Below are 23304 nucleotides of genomic sequence, written 5' to 3'. Positions count from 1 at the left end.
AAAACTCCTTTTAAATGCCTGTTCAGATCTTGCAGCCAGCCGCCGCGAGTTCCTTGCGGATCAGGGCGATATGTTCTTCGGTCGGCTCGACCAACGGCAGGCGCAGCGCACCGACGTTCCAGCCGAGGATTTCCATCGCCTTTTTGACCGGGATGGGATTGACTTCGCAGAACAGGGCGTCGATCAGATCGTGATACGCAAACTGCATCTTTGCAGCTTCCGGATAACGATTTTCCAGACAAAGCTGGGTCAGATCGTGGGTTTCCTGCGGTGCGACATTGGAAAGCACCGAAATGACACCCTTGCCGCCCAATGCCATGAGCGGTACGATCTGGTCGTCGTTGCCGGACCAGACATTCAGATTGTCGCCGCACTTTGCCATTACAGAAGCAATCAGGCTGAAGTTGCCGGAAGCCGCCTTCAAGCCATTGATGTTCGGATGCTTGGACAGCTCGTAAAGGGTGTCTGCGGTGAAGCAGACGCCGGTGCGGCTGGGGACGTTATACAGGATGATCGGCAGATCGCAGCTGTCCGCAATTGCGGTGTAGTGCGCGATCAGGCCGCGCTGAGAAGTCTTGTTATAATACGGCGTGACCGAAAGACCAGCGTCTGCACCGCATTCTTTGGCAAACTTAGTCAGCTGAATGGCATAATCGGTATCGTTCGAGCCAACACCGGCCACAACGGGGACGCGGTGGTTGACGTATTCGCAGCACCATGCAATCGCTTCGCGGTGCTCCTTGTCGTGCAGAGTAGAGGACTCGCCGGTCGTGCCGCAAACAATGATGGCATCCGTGCCGTGCGCGATCTGATAATCCACAATGCGACCAAATTCTTCATAGTTTACTTCGCCGGTGGACTTGAACGGAGTGATAATGGCAACGCCAGCGCCGGTGAAAACAGGGTTCTTCATTTAAGCTGCCTCCTTTAGCGGTCCATATAGCCTTCGGCACACAGCAGTTCCGCCATCAGGACGGCGCCGCCGGCTGCACCGCGCAGGGTGTTGTGCGACAGGCTGACAAACTTGTAATCATACAGAGCATCCTCACGCAGACGGCCGATCGAAACACCCATACCGCCTTCCAGATCGCGGTCGAGGCGGGTCTGCGGACGATTGTCTTCTTCAAAATAGGTCAGGAAATGTTCCGGGGCAGAGGGGAGGTTGAGCTCCTGTGCGCGGCCCTTATAGCTGCGCCAGCGCGCGATCATCTCCTCCTTGGTGGGCTTGTTCTTGAACTTGACAAATGCCGCAGCCATATGGCCATCCGAGCAGGCCACGCGCAGGCACTGTGCCGTAATAACCGGAGTGGTGGCAGGTTCAATGTGGTCGCCCTCAATGTGGCCCCAAACCTTCATCGGTTCCTTTTCGCTCTTCTCTTCTTCGCCGCCGATGTAGGGGATGACGTTATCCACCATTTCGGGCCAAGTCTCAAAGGTTTTGCCAGCACCGGAAATCGCCTGATAGGTGCAGACCGCAACTTCGGTCGGTTCAAAATCCATCAGTGCGGACAGTGCCGGGACATAGCTTTGGATCGAGCAGTTGGATTTGACGGCAATGAAGCCGCGCTTGGTGCCAAGACGCTTGCGCTGCGCGGGAATGATCTTGGCGTGATCCGCGTTGATTTCCGGAATGATCATCGGCACATCGGGCGTCATGCGGTGCGCGGAATTGTTGGAGCATACCGGGCATTCCAGCTTTGCATATTTTTCTTCCAGCGCGCGGATTTCATCCTTTTTCATGTCCACTGCGCAGAAAATAAAATCAACCTTGGAGGCAATTTCCTCTGCATCCGCCGTCGCGTCGTACATAACCATGTCCTTGAACTTTTCCGGCATCGGAACAGTCATCTTCCAGCGGCCTTCACAGGCTTCGGCGTAGGTTTTGCCGCGGTTGCGCGCGGAAGCGGCAAGCGCTACCACTTCGAACCAGGGATGGTTTTCCAGAAGCAGCGAAAAGCGCTGTCCCACCATGCCGGTTGCACCGACAATACCTACTTTGTAGTGATTCATTTTGATCAAATCCTTCCAAAAGATTTACTAACATGTTGATTTTTTGCCACACAGGGGAAACAAAGAAAAATACCGGTTGAAAAACCGGTATGATCTATACTATAATAGAAAGAGTGGACGGGCCACGACTTTCTAAACAGAATAGCTCTCCACCGGCATTTCTGCTGATGACAGACGCAGGGATATTCTCCGGAACGTCCAGCACGGCCTTGCCGCAACAAGAACCGGCTTCGGCGGAAGACCCTTTCTCGGCTGCTTAACGGGTTTACGGACCCTCCCAGACGATACTGATGAAAACCGCGCCTCTATCTGTGAAAATGTACTTTTCGTTCTTATTGTAAGGTAAGGCAATTTATTTGTCAATAGAACGCACAAAAAATTAAAAGGAGTTGAAACAATGAAAAGGATCGTTTCCTTATTGCTTTGTATGATTATCTCAATTGGCGGTCTGTGCGCTGTTCCGGCTTCCGCAGTCGATACCAATGTTACACTCCGGGTTGGCTTGACGATCAACGGTGCGAGCAGTTTTGCAGATCCCAAGCTGGAAAACGTATCCGGTGAACCGACCGGCTATGCAATCGGCCAGATGCAGGGGACCACGTTCACAGGCTCGACAACGGTATCTTCTTCGCAGCTGACTATTCAGCTGGTAAACGATGCTTTTCAGGTAAGTGATACCGCAACGGGAAAAGTGCTGTATACCTCGGCACAGGGCGCGGATCATCTGGCGATTCGGCCCAACAGCGCTCTGACCTGGTTCAAAGGGTATAAGTGGTATGGCAATTTTGTATACCGCCGTGCCTCCGGCAACAATCTGACTGTTATAAATTATGTTGGTTTGGAAGATTATGTGAAGGGCGTTCTGCCGTATGAGATTAGCGCCAGCTGGCCGGCAGAAGCGCAGAAGGCACAGGCAGTGTGCGCCCGTTCCTTTGCGCTCGGCACGCATAAGCACACCAGCGAAGGCTACGACCTTTGCAACACCACCAATTGTCAGGTGTATCTTGGCGCCAACCTTGCAACGGCTGCCTCCGATGCTGCGGTCGAAGCGACCCGCGGTGAATATCTGTCCTATAACGGTGAGCTGGTAATCGGCTACTTCTTCTCGTCGGACGGTGGCGCAACGGAAGACGCTGTCAATGTATGGGGCGGCGATTATCCGTATTTGCAGGGCAAGGTAGACCCGTACGAAACCTATGACAGCTCCTGGAGCGTCACTCTGACAGCAAATGAAGTGCGGCAGAAACTGCTCAATGCAGGATATTCGATCGGTACGGTTGCCAATGTGGAAGTGACCAAGCGCACGGATACGGATAACGTCAACGAAGTTACCGTAACGGATACGGATGGCAAGACCGTCACGATCCAGCGTGATAAGGTCCGCACGGTGTTCGGCCTGAACAGCATCCGCTATACCATTACGCCCAATGCGGCCAAGTCTGTATCGGCTTCGCTGCCGCAGAGTGCCAGCCTGAAAATCAGCCCGTCTACCCATAAGGTGACGCTGGACGGCAAGGCGGTCGCGCCGCAGGGGTATAATATCCAGGATAACAATTACTATAAGCTGCGCGACATTGCTTACATACTGAACGGAACGGACAGCCAGTTCAATGTGACCTGGGATTCCGAAAACAATCGCATTCTGTTGGAAAGCGGCAAGGCGTATCAGTCGGTCGGCGGCGAAATGACGGGATCGGTTTCCTCGCAGATCAAAAACTGCATTCCGTCCAGCTCTTCCATTGTGCTGGATGGGAAAACGGTTTCCCTGACCGGTTATCTTGTCAATGACAATAACTACTATAAACTGCGCGACGTCGGCGCGGCCCTCGGCTTTGATGTGGATTATGATGATGCCAACAAAACCGTTTTGATTTCGTCCGGTTCGTCTGCATCCACTGACCCCGAAGGCCCGTCTACGCCAGATACCACGGTTCCGCCCGTCAGCTACACGTTTACCGGCTCGGGCTGGGGACACAGTGTCGGCATGAGCCAGTGGGGTGCCTATGCAATGGCACAGCAGGGCTTCAGCTATGAAGAGATCCTGAAATTCTATTATACCGGCATTTCGATTGCCGGCTGATGATCCAACCATAAAGGAGGCGTATGGCATGGGTGCTCCTTGTGAGCGCCCATGCTTTTGCAATGAAAAAAAGCGATTTTTACTTTGATTTGCCCGAGCGTTTGATCGCTCAGCATCCGCTGGAGCAGCGGGATGCGTCGCGTCTGCTGGTGCTGGACCGCGCAGACGGCTCGGTCACACACCGCCATTTTCGCGACCTGCTGGAATATGTGCAGCTGGGCGACTGTATGGTGTTCAACAACTCCCGCGTCATTCCGGCACGTCTGATGGGCCATGCGGTTGGCAAGACCACGCCGATCGAGGTGCTGCTGCTGACGGATAAGGGCGATGGACTGTGGGAATGTCTGACCCGTCCGGGCCGCAAAACGCGCGAAGGGGTAGAACTGATTTTCGGCGACGGCCTGCTAACCGCGACGGTGGAGTCGGTGCAGCCGGACGGCAACCGTCTGATCCGTTTCCACTATGACGGTATTTTTCTGGAAATTCTCGACAAGCTCGGCACGATGCCGCTGCCGCCTTATATCAAGGAAAAACTGGACGATCCCGAGCGATATCAAACGGTATACTCCAAAACTCCGGGTTCGGCGGCGGCGCCGACGGCGGGACTGCACTTTACCCCTGATCTGCTGGACAAGCTGCGGGAAAAAGGTGTCAAATTGGCGTTTGTCACGCTGCATGTCGGCCTTGGCACCTTCCGTCCGGTCAAGGAAGATGAAATCACCGATCATGTGATGCACTCGGAATATTATATCATGGACGAGGAAACCGCAGAACAAATCAACAGCACCCGCAAGGCTGGCGGCAAGATCTGGGCGGTCGGCACGACGGCATGCCGCACGCTGGAAACCATTGCAGATGAGAACGGCATGGTGCGGCCGCAGTCCGGCTGGACAGATATTTTCATTTATCCGGGGTATCATTTCAAAGCGATCGATCATCTGGTCACCAACTTCCATCTGCCGGAATCCACGCTTATGATGCTGATTTCTGCCTTTGCAACGCGCGAAATGGTCATGGAAGCCTATCGCCAGGCGATCGAAGAGGAATACCGCTTTTTCTCCTTTGGCGACTCCATGCTGCTTTATTAACCGAAGTAATATCACAACAACAAAGAGGGAATTATGCAAATCGGAACTTTTGAGCTGTTAAAAACCGAAGGAAACGCCAGAAGAGGTGTATTCTGTACGGCACATGGCACCGTGCAGACGCCGGTGTTTCAGAATGTCGGCACCGCCGGCGCGATCAAAGGCGCGGTGGATGCGTTCGACTTAAAAGAACTCGGCTGCCAGATCGAACTCTCCAATACCTATCATCTGCATGTGCGTCCGGGTGACCAGATCGTCAAGCAAATGGGCGGATTGCATAAATTCATGCGGTGGGACGGCCCTATGCTGACCGACTCCGGTGGATTTCAGGTGTTTTCGCTGGCAACGCTGCGCAAGATCAAGGAAGAAGGCGTCACTTTCCATTCCCATGTGGACGGCCGCAAAATCTTCATGGGGCCGGAGGAGAGCATGCGCATCCAGTCCAATCTGGGTTCGGATATCGCCATGGCGTTTGATGAGTGCATTGAAAACCCGGCGCCGCGGGAATATGTCAAAAATTCAATCGACCGCACAACGCGCTGGCTCAAACGCTGCAAGGCGGAACTTGATCGACTGAACAGCTTGTCGGACACCATCAACCCGCATCAGATGCTGTTCGGCATCAATCAGGGTGGCACCTATGACGATCTGCGCATCGAGCACATGGAGCAGATCGCGGAGCTCGATCTGCCCGGTTATGCCATTGGCGGTCTGGCCGTGGGAGAAAGCACAGAAGTGATGTATCATATTCTGGATGTGGTGCTGCCGCACGCACCAGTGAACAAGCCGCGTTATCTGATGGGCGTCGGAACCCCGTCCAACATCATTGAGGGCGTTGCCCGTGGCATTGACTTTTTCGACTGCGTTATGCCGACGCGCAACGCGCGGCACGGGCATCTGTTCACGCACAACGGCATTCTCAATATTATGAACGCCAAGTATCAGACGGATGACCGCCCGATTGAAGAAGGCTGCCAGTGCCCGACCTGCCGCAAGTTCTCGCGCGCTTATCTGCGCCATCTGCTCAAGAGTGGGGAAATGCTGTCCCAGCGGCTGCTCGTCATGCATAATCTGTGGTTCTATAACCATCTGATGCAGGAGATCCGCGATGCGCTGGACAACGGCACCTTCGCGGCATTCCGTGCGGAATACAGTGACAAAATGAGCAAACGAATTTAACCAAAATGCAAGCCGGATTTCATTTGAAATCCGGCTTTTGCCATACATATTCCTTTTTTTCGCCGCATACCTTGTTTTGAAATGGGGTTTTGCCGTGCGAATTGAGAAAAAAACCATTTTATACGCGGCGGGTGTGCTTGCATGCGGCAACATTGCCTTGCAGGCCCTTGGCTTTCTCTATCGTGTGCTGCTCAGCCATTATGCCGGCGCAGAAGGCCTTGGCGTTTACCGGCTGGTCAACTCGGTTTATCTGGTGTGCAATGCCGGGTGCCTGTCGGGCGTCACGATGGCATGTTCCAGGCTGAGTGCGGCAAGCGAAGCCAGAGGCGAGCGGCGTAAGATTGGCGCCATCCTGCGCCTTGCCTTTTGGGTATTCTTTTCGGCCTGCCTGTTTTGCGGCGCAGGGCTGCTGCTGGGCGGGCATTGGATTGCGTCCGATATTTTGGGCGATATCCGATGTGCGCGCGCTTTTCCCTTTATGCTGCTCTGTTTGGCACTGACCGGTGTGGAGAATATTTTCAAGTCGCTCTTTATCGGGCTGGAGCGCATGCAGTATGCAGCAACATCCGAGGTTTGCGAACAGCTGATCCGCATCGGAACGGTTTGGTTTTTGCTGTATCAATATCAGGGCGACGATTACGGCACCATCGCCATGCTGATTTTTGCCGGTATGGTCGTCAGCGAAATATTCAGCGCGGCTTTTTTAAGCCTGTTGTTCCGAAACTGGAAGGTGCGCGGCGTCAAATATACGCCGCTGGAACGCGAGACCGTGCGTCAGTTTTTCTTTATTGCGCTGCCGGTTTCCGCATCTGCGCTGCTGGGCAATGTGATCGGATCGGCCGGTTCGATTCTGCTGCCAAAACGGCTGATGGTTGCCGGGTTGAGTTATGAGCAGGCGCTGTCTGCGCTGGGCGTGCTTTCCGGAATGGCGATGCCGCTGCTGCTTTTGCCGATTGCACTGGTCAGTTCAGTCTGCACCGCGCTGCTCCCGGCGGTCACCGGCGCGCAGGCAACCGGTAATGATAAACGAGTGCGTGTCTTGGTCGGCAGAGCCATTACGACCGTAGGGCTAATCGGTGTGCCGGCAACGGCGGTTCTTATTCCGATCGCGCCAAAACTGAGCATATTGTTTTTCGGGCAATCGCTCAGTACGCCGTATGTTTGCATGCTGGGCGCCGCGGCCGCGGTTTGCTATTATCAGATGGCGTCCGGCAGTCTGCTCAACGCGTTGGGGTTGCAGCATTGGAATGTGCTGATTTCGGTTGGGTCCGAACTGTGTCAGGTGGTTCTGATGTATTGGTGGTGTGCCAATCCGTCCCTTGGGATATACGGATATCTGATTGCCATGTTACTGACCGAATCGGTCGCTTTTCTGTTGGATTTTATTCTTCTTCACCGAAAAGTGGGCTTTTCTCTGCGGCTGATGCGCCGATTCGGCGTTCCGATGCTGTGCGGAGCCGCATTGTTTTTCTGGACGCGCATTTTCTTTCAATTTTTTTCACAGATGTTCGCTTCCGAGCTTTCCGCGCTTGCATGTACGACGGTCGGTGCAGGCATCTTGTATGTGCTCGTGCTGCGTCTGATGGGGATTCGTCTGCTGTATTATCTGTCCAAACGGATGGAAAAACCCACGCTGCCGCAGATGCATCTCTGGTAAACCGCTTGACAAACAGGTGGGAAACAGATAAGATAAACACACAATAGGACGGCTCCTGCCCTCGATTCCGGCAGGAGCCTTTTTGCAGGAGAAAAGGGGAGTGCATACATGGAATTGACCCTGTGTTGCCCGACGTTGTTCGGTTTGGAAGGCCTTGTTGCAGATGAGCTCCGCTTTGGCGGAAAGCTGAACGACGTGCATGCGGAAAACGGGCGGGTATTGTTTGAAGGCGATGAAAATACATTGGCATGGGCCAACCTGAACTTGCGCTGCGCGGAGCGAGTGCTGATTCGGCTGGGTTCTTTCCCGGCGAAAACCTTTGACCAGTTGTTTGAAGGGGTGCGTGCGCTGCCATGGGAACAGTTTATCACGAAGGATGGCGCGTTTCCGGTCAAGGGGCATAGTTTGAATTCCGCATTGCATTCCATTCCGGATTGCCAGAAGATCATCAAAAAGGCCGTGGTATCTAGGTTGGGCGCGCAGTACCATCAGAACTGGTTTGAGGAAAGCGGCGCAAAATACCAGATCCAGTTTTCGATCATGCACGACACCGCAGAGCTGTATCTGGATACGTCGGGCGCCGGACTGCACAAGCGTGGCTATCGCGCCAACAGCAATGCGGCGCCGCTGCGGGAAACGCTCGCGGCGGCTATGGTAAAATTGGCACGCTGGCGGGGAAGAGAGCCGTTTGTCGATCCGTTCTGCGGTTCCGGCACCATTGCGATCGAAGCGGCGATGATTGCGCAGCGACGCGCGCCCGGTCTCATGCGCGCATTTGACGCCGAAAAGTGGCCCTGCTTTGATTCTTCGGTTTGGCGACGGGCAAGAGAGGATGCCATTGGCATGGCAGATGGCGGAGCACGGTTTGACATTGTTGGCAGTGATATCGATCCGGCGTGTGTACAGCTGTCGATCGAGAACGCACGCAAGGCAGGCGTTGCCAATACCGTATTTTTTGAACAGGCCGATGCGGTTTCGCGGGATTATACCGGAAACGGCGTATTGATTGCCAATCCGCCGTACGGGGAACGCCTGATGGATCTGCAGGAAGCCGAAGCGCTGTATCAGAAACTGGGCGCTGCGATTGGAAAATCGCCAATGAAACAGTATATTCTCAGCTCAGATCCGTTGTTTGAACGTTGTTTCGGCCGAAAAGCGGACAAACGCCGGAAATTGTATAACGGCATGATCAAATGTGAACTGCATATGTACTTTAAGCACTCCCGGCATTGAATTGCTAATCAACCAGCAAAATGCTGCGTGGGATTCACAAAAAATTCATAATTTTTTTGGTGCGTTTTCCAAAAAACCTCTTGATAAATGGAAAGACTTGATGTAATATAATACTCGAGTTAGCACTCAGGTGATTCGAGTGCTAAAACATTGACTTTGTTAATTTAATTTTCATAGGAGGCATCCGTTATGAAACTCAAACCCCTTTGCGATCGTGTTGTTATCAAGATGGTCGAGGCAGAGGAAACTACTGCCAGCGGCATCATCCTTACTGCGTCTGCGCAGGAAAAGCCGCAGATTGCTGAGATTATTGAGGTCGGCCCGGGTGGCGTGGTAGACGGCAAGGAAATCAAGATGGAAGTAAAGAAGGGCCAGAAGGTTATCACCGGCAAGTACACTGGCACCGAGGTCAAGCTGGACGGCGAGAAGTATATCATCGTTCGTCAGAGCGATATCCTTGCAATCGTTGAGTAAGAATCAGGTTTATCAGGAGGTAATTTATCATGGCGAAACAGCTTATTTACGGCGAAGATGCACGCAAGGCTTTGCAGCGCGGCATTGATCAGCTCGCCGATACCGTTAAGGTAACCATCGGTCCGAAGGGCCGCAACGTAGTGCTCGATAAGAAGTACGGCGCTCCGCTGATCACGAACGACGGCGTCACCATCGCCAAGGAAATCGAACTGGACGATCCGTATGAGAACATGGGCGCGCAGCTGGTCAAGGAAGTTGCGACCAAGACCAACGACATCGCGGGCGACGGTACCACCACCGCAACCGTTCTGGCGCAGGCATTCGTACGCGAGGGCCTGAAGAATGTTGCAGCCGGTGCAAACCCGATGGTAATGCGCCGCGGTATCTCCAAGGCTGTCAATGCTGCAGTTGAGGCCATTGCAAAGAACTCCAAGGCTGTTGACGGCACCAATGATATCGCCCGTGTTGGTGCGATCTCTTCCGGCGACGACGAGATCGGCAAGCTGATTGCTGAGGCAATGGAGAAGGTTTCCACCGACGGCGTTATCACCGTGGAAGAGTCCAAGACCGCTGAGACCTATTCCGAGGTTGTCGAGGGCATGCAGTTTGACCGCGGTTACGTCACTCCTTATATGTGCACCGATACCGAGAAGATGGAAGCCAATCTGGATGACGCCCTCGTGCTGATCACCGATAAGAAGCTCTCCAACATTCAGGAGCTGCTCCCGATCCTCGAGCAGGTTGTTAAGTCCGGCAAGAAGCTGCTGATCATCGCAGAGGATATCGAGGGCGAGGCCCTGTCCACCCTGATCGTCAACCGCCTGCGCGGCACCTTCACCTGTGTTGCTGTTAAGGCGCCGGGCTTTGGCGATCGCCGTAAGGATATGCTGCGTGATATCGCGATCCTGACCGGCGGCACGGTTATCTCCGAGGAAGTCGGCATCGAGCTGAAGGATGCGACCATGGATATGCTGGGCACCGCGCGTCAGATCAAGGTTACCAAGGAGAATACCACGATTGTAGACGGCGCTGGCGACAAGCAGGCAATTGCAAACCGCGTGGCTGAGATCCGCGGCGCAATTGAGCGCACCACTTCTGACTTTGACCGTGAGAAGCTGCAGGAGCGTCTGGCTAAGCTGGCTGGCGGCGTAGCCGTCATCAAGGTTGGCGCTGCTACCGAGACCGAAATGAAGGAAAAGAAGCTGCGCATCGAGGATGCACTCAATGCAACCCGTGCAGCTGTGGAAGAAGGCATTGTTGCCGGCGGCGGCGTAGCATATGTCAACGCAATCGCAGCGGTTGAAGCACTGGCTGAGGCGGCAGAAGGCGACGAGAAGACCGGCATGCAGATCGTTGCACGCGGCCTGGAAGCACCGATGACGCAGATCGCTTACAACGCGGGCATCGAAGGTGCTATCGTTGTCGATAAGGTCAAGAATTCCGGCAAGGTGGGTTATGGCTTTGATGCGGCTACCGAAACCTACGGCGATATGATTGCCAACGGCATCGTAGACCCGACCAAGGTAAACCGTTCGGCCCTGCAGAATGCGGCTTCCGTTGCCTCTATGGTTCTGACCACCGAGAGCCTGGTTGCCGATAAGAAGGAACCGGTTGCTCCGGCACCGGCAGCTCCGGATATGGGCGGCATGTATTAATAGCTTCCCTCAAACATCGTTCTCAAAGGACAGCAATGAAAATTGCTGTCCTTTTTGTATTTTTACTAAACAGGCAATTTCTTTTTGGGTATTTTGCTGTGCGTCTTATGTAAAATATATGCAAATCATACAAAGTATTGGTTCTATTTTTTTCTAAATTGACTTTTTTGAGAAATTTCCAAAGAATCTCCCCCCTCATGTGAAAAATAGAAGTTTCGCGAAGATAAATGCTTTGATAAAATAATCACAAAGAAATGAAGAGTGAGGAGGGAAGAAAGCATGGAATATATACTGGAAATGAAGGATATCAGCAAGACCTTCCCGGGTGTCAAAGCGCTGGATCATGTGCAATTGCAGGTGAAGCCTGGAGAAGTGCATGCATTGATGGGCGAGAACGGCGCCGGCAAGTCCACATTGATGAAAATCCTGATGGGTATTTACACAAAGGACGAAGGCGGCGAGATCCTTTTCAACGGACAGCCTTATAAAGTAGCCAATCCAAAGGAGGCCATGGATCATGGTGTTGCAATGATCCATCAGGAGCTGAATCCGATTCTGGATATGACCGTGTTTGAAAACATCTTTGTAGGCCGGGAGCTGCGCAAGCATGGCTTGGTAGATAACAAGGCGGAAATCGAAGAAGCGCAGCGTCTGATTGAAGAATGTGGTCTGCATGTTTCTCCCAAAGAACGGCTTCGCAACCTGACGGTTGCACAATGCCAGTTAATCGAGATCATCAAGGCGATTTCGATCAACGCAAAGGTTATCATTATGGATGAGCCGACAGCGGCCATTACCGAGCGCGAAGTTGAGCTTCTGTTTGGTCATATTCGCAGATTGAAGGAAAAGGGCGTTGCGATCATTTACATATCGCATCGTATGGATGAAATTTTCTCCATTTGTGACCGTGTCAGTGTATATCGGGACGGCCAATACATTGGTTCCGGTGAGACAAAAGATCTGAATGAAGCACAATTGATCAAAATGATGGTCGGTCGTGAAATCACGGATGTATTTCCCAAGCTGGAAGCCAAGATCGGCGAAGTGATTTTTGAAGCGAAGGACATCGTTCGTGCGGACAATAAAGTCAAGGGCGTCAGCCTTTCTGTTCGCAAGGGCGAAATTCTTGGCATTGGCGGTCTGGTCGGCGCAGGACGCAGTGAATTGGTAGAAGGTATCTTCGGGATGCATGAATTGTCCGGCGGAGAAATTATTGTGAAGGGCAAAAAGGTCCATGTGCATTCGCCGCGCGATATCATCAAGGAAGGCGTCGCACTGATTACCGAGGATCGCAAGGTAACCGGTCTGAATCTGAGCGGTTCGGTCAATGACAACATTGCAATGGTAGCCATCCAAAAACTGGTCACCAACGGCTTGTATAACAAAAACAAAGCGCGCAGCGCATCACAAGAGTATATCGAAAAGCTGAATATCAAAACTCCTTCCGGAGATCAGATTGTCGGGAATTTGTCCGGCGGCAATCAGCAGAAAGTGGTTATTGCAAAGTGGCTGCTGAATGATCCGGATATCATCATTTTGGATGAACCCACTCGCGGCATTGACGTCGGTGCAAAGCGCGATATTTACTTGCTGCTGGGCAGTCTGGTACAGCAGGGCAAGGCGGTTATCATGATTTCTTCGGAAATTCCGGAACTGATGGGTGTTTGTGACCGGATCATGGTAATGTGCGAAGGCAATTTTTCGGGTGAGGTCACGCGAGAAGAGTTCTCTCAGGAGCGGATTATGACGCTTGCCTCTGCCATCGAGGTATAAAAGGAAGGGGAAAACATGAAAAAGACGAAAAATGCAAAAGCGCTGATCAGCGAATACTTTATCTTTGTAATCTTTATTGTGCTGGTCATTGTGTTGACGTGCTTAAAGCCCAGTTTCATTCAGCCAGGCAACTTGGTCAACATCTTGAAGCAAGCTTCTATCAACGGTATTTTGGCCTTTGGCATGATGTTTGTCATCATTGCCGGCGGTTTTGATATGTCGGTCGGTTCCACTGTCGCATTTGCCGGCATTTTGGCTGCTATGCTGGGGCAGGGGCAGTATCCGCTGATCGTTCCGCTTGTTGTCGCCATGCTGGCGGGTTTGGCTGTCGGAGTTGTCAATGGCGTTGGCGTTGCAGTAGGAGATTTGCCTCCGTTTATTATGACGCTTGGTACCATGACCGCAGTGCGCGGCTTGGCGCTCCTGACTTCCAACGGCAAACCGATCACCGGTATCAGCGCGGAATACAAGGCTGTTGCAGCAAGCTCGATTGCAGGCATTCCGATGCTGGCAGTTTTCCTTGTGATAGTCATTCTTATCTGCTCTTTTATTTTGGCCAAAACAGTTTACGGCCGCCGCGTCTATGCCTGCGGTGGTAATTTGCAGGCTGCGCGTGTTTCCGGTATCAATACGACCTTGATTCGCATTTCCACATTTGCGATCGCAGGCCTGCTGGCGGGTTTAAGCGGTTTTCTGATGACTTCGCGTGTCACCATCGGTCAGCCGACTGCAGCCGAAAGCTATGAAATGGATGCCATTACGGCATGCGTGGTTGGCGGCGTATCCATGTCGGGCGGCGTCGGCAAGCCGTGGGGCGTTGTGATCGGCTGTCTGTTGATTACGGTGATTGCAAACGGCTTGGACATCATGGGCGTTTCGTCTCACTGGCAGAAGATTGTCAAGGGCGTCATCATCGTTTTGGCCGTTTTGATCGATGTCAAGGGAAAAAGCAAGAAAAACTGACGGATGTTAGGAACGAGGACAAGTGTTGCGTCCTGTTCTTATCATAAAAGCTTTTGAGGAGGAAGTAAAATGAGCAAAAAGAGACTTCTTGCCATGTTAATGGCCGGCGCAATGACGCTTGGTATGGCAACCGGCTGCGGCAACACCGCAACCGACGACTCGCAGAATTCCGACGCGAGTACAGATTCGACCGATGGTGCTTATAAGATCGCACTGATCCAGCAGCATCAGACCAACGCATTTCAGATCGCAGTATCCGAAGCGGCTGAGGCAAAGGCAGAGGAAATGGGCGTTGACCTGACGATCCTGAGCGCAGATCAGGACGCTGCAACGCAGATCAGCCAGATCGAGCAGTGTGTCTCTGAGGGGTATGACGCAATCCTGTTCGAGCCTGTTGATCCGGACGGCCTGTGTGATGCGGCTAAGAGCGCGGCGGATGCGGGCGTCGTGGTCATCAATATCATTTCTGCATGCACCGATTGGGAAAACTACGGTATCTCGGCAGTTTCTTACGGCGATAACGTCAAGGCTGGCGAAACCGAAATGCAGCATGTTGCGGACCTGCTGAATGGTAAGGGCAACATCGCAATCTTGACCGGCCCCTCCGGCGACTCCGGCGGACTGCAGCGCATGGAAGGCTATGAGAATGTCCTGAAGAACTATCCGGACATGGTTCAGGTGGTTGCACCGGCAGACTGCCAGTGGGATACTGCAAGCGCACAGGCAACGGTTGAGAGCTGGCTGTCCGCATATGATCTGGATGCGATCATCTGCGAGAACGACGGCATGGCGGTTGGCGCCGGTAATGCAGCAGGCGCGAACAGCGGTATTATTATCACGGGTGTTGACGGCACGCCGGACGGCTTTGAAGCGATCAATGACGGCCGCATCACCGGTACGGTTTCTCAGAACGGCGGCGCAATGGCGGCAAATGCCATCGAAGCTGCGGTTACGCTGCTTGGCGGCGGCACGCTGGATGAGAATGTTATCATTACGGACAACACTTGGATCGATGCATCCAACGTTGCAGATTACGAATAAGATAATTCGTATGCGCATGATTTCCATTTGGCAAATGCCAGCGAACGTGTTATGATGAATATGGAAAAGGGAAAACGAATTCGTTTTCCCTTTTCTCATAGGATCCGTATTTTACCGGGGGTGGATTATGTTAAGGGTAGTTCTTGCAGACGATGAGATCAAAGTGATTTTGCTGATGCAGAAATTGATCGACTGGCAATCGCTTGGTTACGAAGTCGTCGGAATTGCCAACGACGGTTATCGGGCACTGGAGCTGGTGAAAGAAAAACAGCCGCATTTGCTCATAACCGATATTCGCATGCCTGGTTGCGATGGGATTGATTTGATACGCCGCGCCAAAGAGCTGCAGCCTAAATTGCACTCAATCGTAATCAGTGGATACCGCCAATTCGAGTACGCGCAGAATGCCTTGAAATATGGTGTAGAGGATTATCTGCTCAAACCGCTCAAGCAGGAAGAACTCTACGGGATTCTGCTTCGATTGAAAGATAAATTGGGCGAGGAAGCCGCGTTGGAATTCCAATTGAAAAAGAGCGGCGAGCGGCGTCAGGAACTGCTGATGACTGCACTGAAAAATGCCACCAAACGGCAGCAACCTTTTCTGAGCGCGGAACAGGCCGAATCAGAATACGGCTTCCACTTTGGTGCGGGAAGCTATTTTGCTGTATTGGTCAAACCCGATATTTCCAATGCGGAACAGTATTTGGATGGGTACCAGATCATGATGCACCACACATTGGAGATTGTGCGGCGAGAGGTACAGCAGCTGGCTGATGAATATGCAGTCTCCGTGCAGAAGGAAGGCGTAGCCGCCGTTTTGTTCCTGCGGGATTATCAGGCGGTTGAGGTGAAACAGTGCTTTACTAAAATCCGGAAAGAAATTGAAAAACAGCGGGATCTTTTTTGGGATATTCGAGGCACTATTTGCCTTGGAAGTCGAAAATCCAGTCTGGAACAAATGGATGAATCTATGCGCGAGGCACTTTGGCTTTGTCTGGATCGGCTTTGCCGGGTGCAGCCGTGGCGTGACGCGGAAACTGAACCGCCCGCCTTCGACGAACGGTACCAAATGGACCCTGCACAGAAAAAACGATTCCAGGAAGCGGCAGAGTATCTGGACGAGGAGCGCTTCAAACAGGAATTGGAGGATAGTTATCGCTGCATTTTACCCCGGAAACCGCTCAACGGACAAATGCTCGAAGATTGGTTCGAGCAGATTTTGGAGGCTGCCAATTATGGTATGAAGCAGAGCGGCAATGTAGAGGAGCGTTTTGAGGAAACCATGCAGGAAAACTTCTGGCGCTGCACTAACGCTCAGGATATATTCCGGTTGCTGCGGGAAGGGGTTCAAAGGCAGATCCAGCGCCTTCGGGAAGTAAAATCCATGCAGGAAACACGTCCCATCACAGAAGCTAAACACTATATCCAACAGCACTATCAGGAAGCGTTGCGCCTGGAAGATGTCAGCAGTGCGGTCGGATTTAACGCAACCTATTTTTCTGCGCTGTTTAAAAAGGAAACCGGTCAGAATTTCATGGATTACCTGACCGAACTGCGCATCAATAAGTCCAAAGAACTTCTTTGCACGGATAATTTGTCCATTCAGGACGTCGCGGAGATGGTGGGTTACCGGGATCTGAAATATTTCTCCCGTCTGTTTAAGAAAATAACGGGCGTCAGTCCGTCGGACTATAAAAAGTTGTACAAGTAAGGTGAGCATATGTCGCTGAGAGGTGGATGGAAACTTTGGCGTGCGTTGCGGCGTTATCGCAATGATAAAAACCTGGAAGCCGTATTACATATGGATTGGAGCAAAAGCCCCGATCTGAATGTGTTTCTGGGCGACATCGAAGACCGGCTGCATGGCGAAGAAATCACGAAGCTACAGCAAAAGCAGGCGGAATATCTCGCCCTGCAAAACCAAATCAATCCGCATTTTCTGTATAATGCATTGGAAGCGATCCGCGCGGATGCCCTTTTAGCAGACTGCGAAGAAATTGCAGAAACCACAGAGGCATTGGCCACTTTTTTTCGTTATACCATTTCCAATGTGCAGGAATATGTCACCTTTTCTGATGAACTGGATAATGCAGAAAATTATTTCACCATTCAGCGCTGTCGTTTTGGCGATAAGCTTTCTCTCGAGCTTGAAATGGAAAACGAAGAGCTGCTGGAAGCGCGTATGCCCAAGCTCATTTTGCAGCCGCTTGTTGAAAATGCGGTTTCGCATGGCCTGGAAGGAAAAATCGAACATGGTACCGTGCGGATCATCGTAGAAAACAGTGAACAAACTTTGTTTCTGCGTGTACGGGATGATGGAATCGGTATGCCGGAAGAACAGGTCGAGCGATTAAATGCACAATTCGCGGGGGACAGCACAACCGTAAGCGGACAACAGCGAGGCGGTATCGCGCTGCGAAATGTCAACAGTCGTATCCGTTTGATGTTCGGAGAGGATTACGGCCTGCGCATTTACAGTGCTGCAGGCATCGGCACAGAGTGCTGTATCACATTGCCGCTGCTTTCGCAGGAGGACTGAGGAATCAATGAAAGAGGAACTGATCCGCGTTGAGAATGGCCATTTCCAGCGTGAAGGCAGCGACTATCAATTTGATATTGCTATCTCACGCGGGGAATGTATTGGCATATACGTTGATGATCACCTTACTTCCGGTACGGCTTTCCTGGACATTTTCAAAGGATATTCCCATATGAGAAGCGGCAAAGTATTCCTGTATGGCCGCCGTGCTGGTTCCATTGATTTGGAGCGTTGGATCACGCAGCGCAGCATGATCGCCGACAAATTCCGCTTCGATTCCAAGGAACTGACCGTATGGGATTTTGTCATGTCTTTGGGAAAACCCACTCGGTGGAGAAAAAACAAGGCTGCGGAAGAAGAACTTCATGCAAAAGCAACCGCAGACATGATGCAGCAGATGGGGTTGTTTTTGTCATGGGAACAGAAGCTTTCCGCGCTTTCTCTGTTGGATTATTATCGCCTTTCGGTCTTTCGTGTTTGGTTTTGGAAGAGTGAGCTGCTGATTCTGGATCGTTTGACAGAAATCCTTCGTTGGAGAGATCTGAAACAGCTGATGCAATGCGTCCAGTATTTGCTCAAGCAGGGCTCTGCAGTGTTGGTTTGCGATATGAATGAGGAATTTCTGTATCAGTATGCAAACCGGGTGGATATCATCAAAAACCGGAAATCGTTCTATCGGCTGTATCCGGAAGAATACGATGACCGGCTGTATGAAATATTGGGGTGGAAACGCCGAAGCAGCAACAGCGCGGTGCGTTCGGAGCCTCGTGATGATGAAAAAGTTATCCTGTCAGTTGCCAATCTGACTTTCCCTACGTTAAAACCGATGAATTTTCAGATCCGCAGCGGTGAGATCGCGTTCCTGCGGGATGAGAATTACAATACCGTATCACAGATCCGGGATTGTTTTTTGCGGGAAAAAAGCTGGTTGAGCGGGGAATTTCGTTTGGATGGGAAAAAATATGAGCACAGTGAACTGTCAAAAATCATAGGTACGGATATCGGGATTCAAATTGAACGCCCGGATCGTCCAAGCGGTGTCTTGTTTGACAAATTGACCGCATTAGACAATCTCAGCACCTGCCTGCTTCCCAAAGCCGGACGGCATATCGTCCGAAAGAAAATCATGGAAAATATTTTGCAGGAAGCCTCCGGGTGGTTCACGCGGGAAGCGTTATTGCGTCCCTTATGCGAATGGACCTTACCGGAGCGGTTACGGTTTTCCTATTATAAATGGTATTTGATCAATCCACGGCTGCTGATCTGCTTTTTCCCGTTTGCCGGGCAGGAGTCGGCACACCATGAAATGATCATCGATATGCTTGTGACTTGCGCCAGACGGGGCATGGCGATCTGGGTCATATCCTCCGGCATTGATGCAATTTGTGAGAAAACACAGAACAAGGAATTTCTGCAGAGGCTGCATTATATCAACGAATGAATTGATGCATTCCCACCGCTGATTGTTACTATGGTTTTACTGTACATTTTCACACCTGCATGCTATACTGTTGCCAAAGGAGGGATCTGCAAGATGCTGTTTGGAATCAACACCCTTTATATCTGGATGGGTGTCATCATTATATGTGTAGCAGTTGAGGCATTCACTCTGGATCTGTGTGCCATTTGGTTTGCAGTCGGTGGTGTTGCCGCCTTGATCGCCGCAAGCCTTTCGTTGGAGATCTCTGCGCAGCTGACGATTTTCGTCCTGTTTTCCGCGGCGCTGCTTGCACTGGTTCGTCCGTTCTGCCGCAAATTTCTGAAAACAAAAAATGAACCCACCAATGCAGATCGTATCATCGGTGAGATCGCAGTGGTTACGGAGCAGATTGATAATGTGCATGAAACCGGCGCGGTCAAGATTATGGGATCTATTTGGACCGCCCGCAGCGAGGATGATTCTGTTATCCCGGAAGGCACGACAGTCAAGGTTGTTGCAATCCGCGGCGTCAAAGCCGTGGTGCAAAAGGTTGGATAATTTTTGAGGAGTAAAGGAGAACAGTATGCCGTTTTTGATTTATGGACTTTGGATCGTTTTAGCCATCCTGCTGATTGCTTTTCTGGCAAGCAACATCGTTATTGTTCCGCAGGCAAAAGCCTATATTGTGGAACGACTGGGCACATACAAGTGCACTTGGAACACCGGTCTGCATATTAAAGTGCCGCTGTTTGAGCGCGTGGCACGCAGAGTGACCCTCAAAGAGCAGGTTGTGGATTTCCCGCCCCAGCCGGTTATCACGAAGGATAATGTTACGATGCAGATCGACACAGTCGTATATTTCCAGATCACCGATCCCAAGCTGTTCACCTATGGTATTGAGAGCCCGATGGCTGCGATCGAAAACTTGACAGCAACCACACTCCGTAATATCATCGGCGACTTGGAACTGGATCAGACGCTGACCAGCCGCGATATCATCAACACCAAGATGCGTTCGATTCTGGACGAAGCAACCGACGCTTGGGGCATTAAGGTTAATCGCGTGGAGCTGAAGAACATCATCCCGCCGGCTGCAATCCAGGAATCCATGGAGAAGCAGATGAAGGCAGAGCGCGAACGCCGCGAATCCATTCTGGTGGCGGAAGGCAAAAAGCAATCCGCGATTCTGGTGGCAGAAGGCGAAAAGGAAGCCACTGTTCTGGCTGCGGAAGCAAATCGCCTGGCAAAGATCAAGGAAGCGGAAGGCGAAGCTGAAGCACTGCTGACAGTGCAAAAAGCACTGGCCGATTCGATTGCCATGCTCAACCAAGCGGCACCGACCGAACAGGTCATCAAACTCAAATCCCTCGAAGCGTTCAGCGCAGCAGCGGATGGTAAATCCACCAAAATCATCATCCCGAGCGAGATCCAGAGCCTTGCCGGCCTTGCGACTTCGTTCAAAGAAGTCATTACCGACCCCAAAACCGAAAAGTAACTCTGGTACTCATGCAGCCCGCCGTTTTAGGCGGGCTGTTTTTCACGATATCGCCTGCGCCTTTGCTTGCAACGCGCAATATATTGTGGTACACTATATGCGTTAAAGTGTGCTTTGGAGGGGCGTTTTGATGCAGAAGCATGTGTTTATTATCAATGGCAGCGGCGGCGTAGGAAAAGATACCATTTGCCAAACAGCAGCCGCTTTTTGGAAAGTGCAGAACATATCTTCCATCACTCCGATCCTTCAAGTAGCACGTTCCGCGGGATGGGATGGCAACAAAACGCCGGAAGCGCGGCGTTTCTTATCCCAACTCAAGGAAATCTGCACAGAGTTTAACGATTTGCCATTCCGGTATTGTATGGAGCAATATGAGCAGTTTTTGCAAAGCGATGCAGAAATACTGTTTGTCCATATACGGGAACCGGAAGCGATTGAACGCTTCCGACAAGCGGTCGGTGGGGACTGTAAAACTGTTCTGGTGCATAGACCCAGTCTGGAACAGGCCCGTGGTGCACTTGGAAACCGTTCGGATGATGGTGTCAACAATTACACCTATGACGGCATCTTCGTCAACGACGGAACACTGGAGCATTTGCCGGATCAGGTTCACACGTTTTTTCAGCAATTTATGACGCTGTGACAAGCCAAAAATCAAATCAACATAAACCCCTGTGCATGCTTTCCGCATATAGCTTCAGGATAGAGAAGAGAAAGGAACGACGTTTATGAGTGAAGAAAACAAGCAGAAGCCGCAAACCGCTTCCAAGGGCGGCGCACATGTCGCCAAAGCAGGCAGCAAGGTTGCAGTAGCTGCATCCACGGCTGCAAAGACTACCACTGCCGCAGCCGCCGCGGAACCGGCCAAAGCGGAAGGGGATAAAAACGCGCTCCCCAAACGCAACAAGTATGCAGATAAGATGAATAAGAAGAAAAGCCGTCTGAGCAAAGGCGTGCGTATCGGCATCGGCATTGCGGTCATCGTTTTGCTGATCGCCGCCGGAATCTTCCTGGTTTTCAAAACCCGCAACACGGGAACCGAACTGCAGGGCGAAACAACGGCTGTCGCATCTCGCGGCATGTTGGAAACCTATATTGAAGGCAGCGGCGTGACCGCGGCCAAAAAGCGGGAAGAGCTTGGCCGGGATTTAAAGGGTAAGGTCACCGATGTTTTGGTAGAGGTTGGTGACGAGGTCAAGAAGGGAGACAAGCTTGTCGTTGTCAATCCCACTGAAACGCGCAAGGAACTGGAAACCGCGCAAAACGAATTGGCGGATGCGCAGCGTTCCGTTACCGATGCGCAGGCTGAAGTAACGCAGGCGCAGAATACATTGAGCACTGCACAGAAAAAGCTGAATAAGCTGAATGTTACCGCACCGTTTACCGGCAAGATCATTCCTTCCACGGATTCGGATGGCAATTCCACGTCCTATCGCGTAGGTCAGCAGATCAGCGAAGGCGAAGTTATCGGTTACATGGTCGATGACAGCAAGATGAACCTTTCGCTGTATTTCAGTTCCGCTTACATCAATAATATCAAGAGCGGCCAGTCGGCAACCGTTTCGATCCCGTCGGCAATGAGCGAGATCTCGGGCTCGGTTTCTTCGGTGGAAAAGACAGAAAAGATCTCGGCTGAGGGTGTCAAAGTATTTCGCGTTGTAATTTCCATGAAGAACCCGGGTACGCTGACCAAGGGTATGACGGCGACAGCAACGATCTCCACGAGCAGTGCAGGCACCGTTTATCCGGCGGAGTCCGGCACGCTGGAATATAACCGTGAGGAAGCAGTCACCGCACAGATCAGCGGTGAAATCACGTCCCTCAATGGCATCGACTATTATAATTATAATAGTGGTGCAACGATTATGCGTCTGTCGAGCGATGCGGCACAGGATGAAGTGAAAAATGCGCAGAACGGCGTGACAACGGCGCGCAACGGCGTCACGACAGCGCAAAATCTGGTCAAGGATAAGCAGGAGCGCATCACAGAACTAAAAAAATTGATTGCAAATTCCACGGTGGAATCCACGATTGACGGCGTAGTCGTCAGTCTGAATGCGGTCCCGGATCAGGAAGTCACTGGAACGGACGCGCTGGTTGTTGTGGCCGACCTGAATGATATCGTAGTTAATGCAGACATTCTGTCCACGGATGTCGGAGCCGTGCAGCCCGGCCAGCCTGCCACCATGAGTATGTATACTTATGATGGTTCGCAGCTCTCGCTTACCGGAACGGTGGACTCGGTGGCGCTGGAGCCCTCGCAAGACAGCAGCGGCGGACAGGGCAGCATGCCCACGTTCCGCGCTGTTATTTCCATCGATCCGATCGAAGGACAGTCCATTTACAGCGGTATGATGGTGGAATATCAAATCACAACCGCGTCTTCGATGGATTGTCTGATGGTTCCGTCCCGCGCAATCGTCAATACGGACAGCGGCACAGCTGTATTTGCAAAACCGCTGATCGATGAAAATGGCGAGGAAATTCCCTTTACTGAAACGCTGCCGATTCCAGAAGGAACCGAGGATATCCCGGAAGGTTTTGTTCTGGTGCCGGTTGAAATTGGCATTGCGGATTCCACCAACACGGAAATCCTCTGGGGTATTGATGAAGGAACAACCGTATTCCTTGCAGGACCGCAGGATCTGTATGCGGATATGGGTGGCGATTCCGGCGTGATGGCGGTTGGATAAGGAGGGG

At 51.9% G+C, this 23304-nt stretch carries 19 protein-coding genes and 1 riboswitch; of the genes, 17 read left to right on the top strand and 2 right to left on the bottom strand.

All coding sequences use genetic code 11. The features are described 5' to 3' along the window. Positions 1 to 22 precede the first annotated feature (22 nt). Positions 23 to 913: a 4-hydroxy-tetrahydrodipicolinate synthase gene (gene dapA / locus EJL02_RS00865; protein WP_125114532.1), complete on the bottom strand. Its 891-nt coding sequence runs from the start codon at positions 911 to 913 to the stop codon at positions 23 to 25. Between the two features lie 14 nt (positions 914 to 927). Beyond that, complete coding sequence (gene asd / locus EJL02_RS00860) at positions 928 to 2010, bottom strand: aspartate-semialdehyde dehydrogenase (RefSeq protein WP_125114531.1); 1083 nt, start codon at positions 2008 to 2010, stop codon at positions 928 to 930. A 134-nt stretch (positions 2011 to 2144) separates the two neighbouring features. Further along, a riboswitch (Lysine riboswitch) is annotated at positions 2145 to 2326 on the bottom strand. Between the two features lie 81 nt (positions 2327 to 2407). Between asd and EJL02_RS00855 the strand changes: the two genes are divergently transcribed. The 17 genes from EJL02_RS00855 (at position 2408) to EJL02_RS00775 (ending at position 23297) form a co-directional block, all read left to right on the top strand. Then, entirely contained in the window at positions 2408 to 4090 is a 1683-nt protein-coding gene (locus EJL02_RS00855) for a SpoIID/LytB domain-containing protein (RefSeq protein WP_125114530.1), read from the top strand. Positions 4091 to 4152: 62 nt separating this feature from the next. Then, positions 4153 to 5178 (top strand): tRNA preQ1(34) S-adenosylmethionine ribosyltransferase-isomerase QueA, encoded by a 1026-nt coding sequence (gene queA / locus EJL02_RS00850; protein WP_125115023.1) that lies wholly within the window; start codon positions 4153 to 4155, stop codon positions 5176 to 5178. A gap of 33 nt (positions 5179 to 5211) precedes the next feature. Then, a complete protein-coding gene (tgt, locus tag EJL02_RS00845; RefSeq protein WP_125114529.1) occupies positions 5212 to 6354 on the top strand; it encodes a tRNA guanosine(34) transglycosylase Tgt in 1143 nt (380 codons plus the stop codon). A 94-nt stretch (positions 6355 to 6448) separates the two neighbouring features. Next, on the top strand, positions 6449 to 8011 hold the full coding sequence (locus EJL02_RS00840; RefSeq protein WP_125114528.1) for an oligosaccharide flippase family protein: 1563 nt from the start codon (positions 6449 to 6451) through the stop codon (positions 8009 to 8011). Between the two features lie 108 nt (positions 8012 to 8119). Beyond that, on the top strand, positions 8120 to 9244 hold the full coding sequence (locus EJL02_RS00835) for a THUMP domain-containing class I SAM-dependent RNA methyltransferase (RefSeq protein WP_125114527.1): 1125 nt from the start codon (positions 8120 to 8122) through the stop codon (positions 9242 to 9244). Positions 9245 to 9433: 189 nt separating this feature from the next. Next, entirely contained in the window at positions 9434 to 9718 is a 285-nt protein-coding gene (locus EJL02_RS00830) for a co-chaperone GroES (protein ID WP_125114526.1), read from the top strand. Between the two features lie 29 nt (positions 9719 to 9747). Further along, positions 9748 to 11373: a chaperonin GroEL gene (groL, locus tag EJL02_RS00825; protein WP_125114525.1), complete on the top strand. Its 1626-nt coding sequence runs from the start codon at positions 9748 to 9750 to the stop codon at positions 11371 to 11373. A gap of 297 nt (positions 11374 to 11670) precedes the next feature. After that, positions 11671 to 13146: a sugar ABC transporter ATP-binding protein gene (locus EJL02_RS00820; RefSeq protein WP_442857992.1), complete on the top strand. Its 1476-nt coding sequence runs from the start codon at positions 11671 to 11673 to the stop codon at positions 13144 to 13146. A 15-nt stretch (positions 13147 to 13161) separates the two neighbouring features. Next, the gene (locus EJL02_RS00815) at positions 13162 to 14109 is read left to right on the top strand and encodes an ABC transporter permease (protein ID WP_125114523.1); all 948 of its coding nucleotides are present in this window, start codon (positions 13162 to 13164) and stop codon (positions 14107 to 14109) included. A gap of 69 nt (positions 14110 to 14178) precedes the next feature. Next, positions 14179 to 15150, top strand: a complete 972-nt coding sequence (locus tag EJL02_RS00810) for a sugar ABC transporter substrate-binding protein (RefSeq protein ID WP_125114522.1) — start codon at positions 14179 to 14181, stop codon at positions 15148 to 15150. A gap of 127 nt (positions 15151 to 15277) precedes the next feature. Further along, complete coding sequence (locus EJL02_RS00805; protein ID WP_125114521.1) at positions 15278 to 16861, top strand: response regulator transcription factor; 1584 nt, start codon at positions 15278 to 15280, stop codon at positions 16859 to 16861. A 9-nt stretch (positions 16862 to 16870) separates the two neighbouring features. Next, positions 16871 to 17689, top strand: coding sequence for a sensor histidine kinase (locus EJL02_RS00800; protein ID WP_125114520.1), 819 nt, complete (start codon positions 16871 to 16873; stop codon positions 17687 to 17689). A 7-nt stretch (positions 17690 to 17696) separates the two neighbouring features. Further along, on the top strand, positions 17697 to 19130 hold the full coding sequence (locus EJL02_RS00795; protein ID WP_125114519.1) for a hypothetical protein: 1434 nt from the start codon (positions 17697 to 17699) through the stop codon (positions 19128 to 19130). A 93-nt stretch (positions 19131 to 19223) separates the two neighbouring features. Then, entirely contained in the window at positions 19224 to 19667 is a 444-nt protein-coding gene (locus tag EJL02_RS00790) for an NfeD family protein (RefSeq protein ID WP_164510219.1), read from the top strand. A gap of 25 nt (positions 19668 to 19692) precedes the next feature. Next, complete coding sequence (locus EJL02_RS00785; protein ID WP_125114517.1) at positions 19693 to 20604, top strand: SPFH domain-containing protein; 912 nt, start codon at positions 19693 to 19695, stop codon at positions 20602 to 20604. A gap of 130 nt (positions 20605 to 20734) precedes the next feature. Beyond that, positions 20735 to 21247, top strand: a complete 513-nt coding sequence (locus tag EJL02_RS00780) for a hypothetical protein (RefSeq protein ID WP_125114516.1) — start codon at positions 20735 to 20737, stop codon at positions 21245 to 21247. 85 nt (positions 21248 to 21332) lie between these two features. Further along, positions 21333 to 23297 (top strand): efflux RND transporter periplasmic adaptor subunit, encoded by a 1965-nt coding sequence (locus EJL02_RS00775; protein WP_125114515.1) that lies wholly within the window; start codon positions 21333 to 21335, stop codon positions 23295 to 23297. The last annotated feature ends 7 nt before the right edge of the window (positions 23298 to 23304 follow it).

It is taken from the genome of Agathobaculum sp. Marseille-P7918 (assembly GCF_900625105.1).
Lineage (GTDB): Bacteria > Bacillota > Clostridia > Oscillospirales > Butyricicoccaceae > Agathobaculum.
Note: the sequence above shows the minus strand (reverse complement) of the source record. Positions and strands in the feature narration are given on the sequence as shown.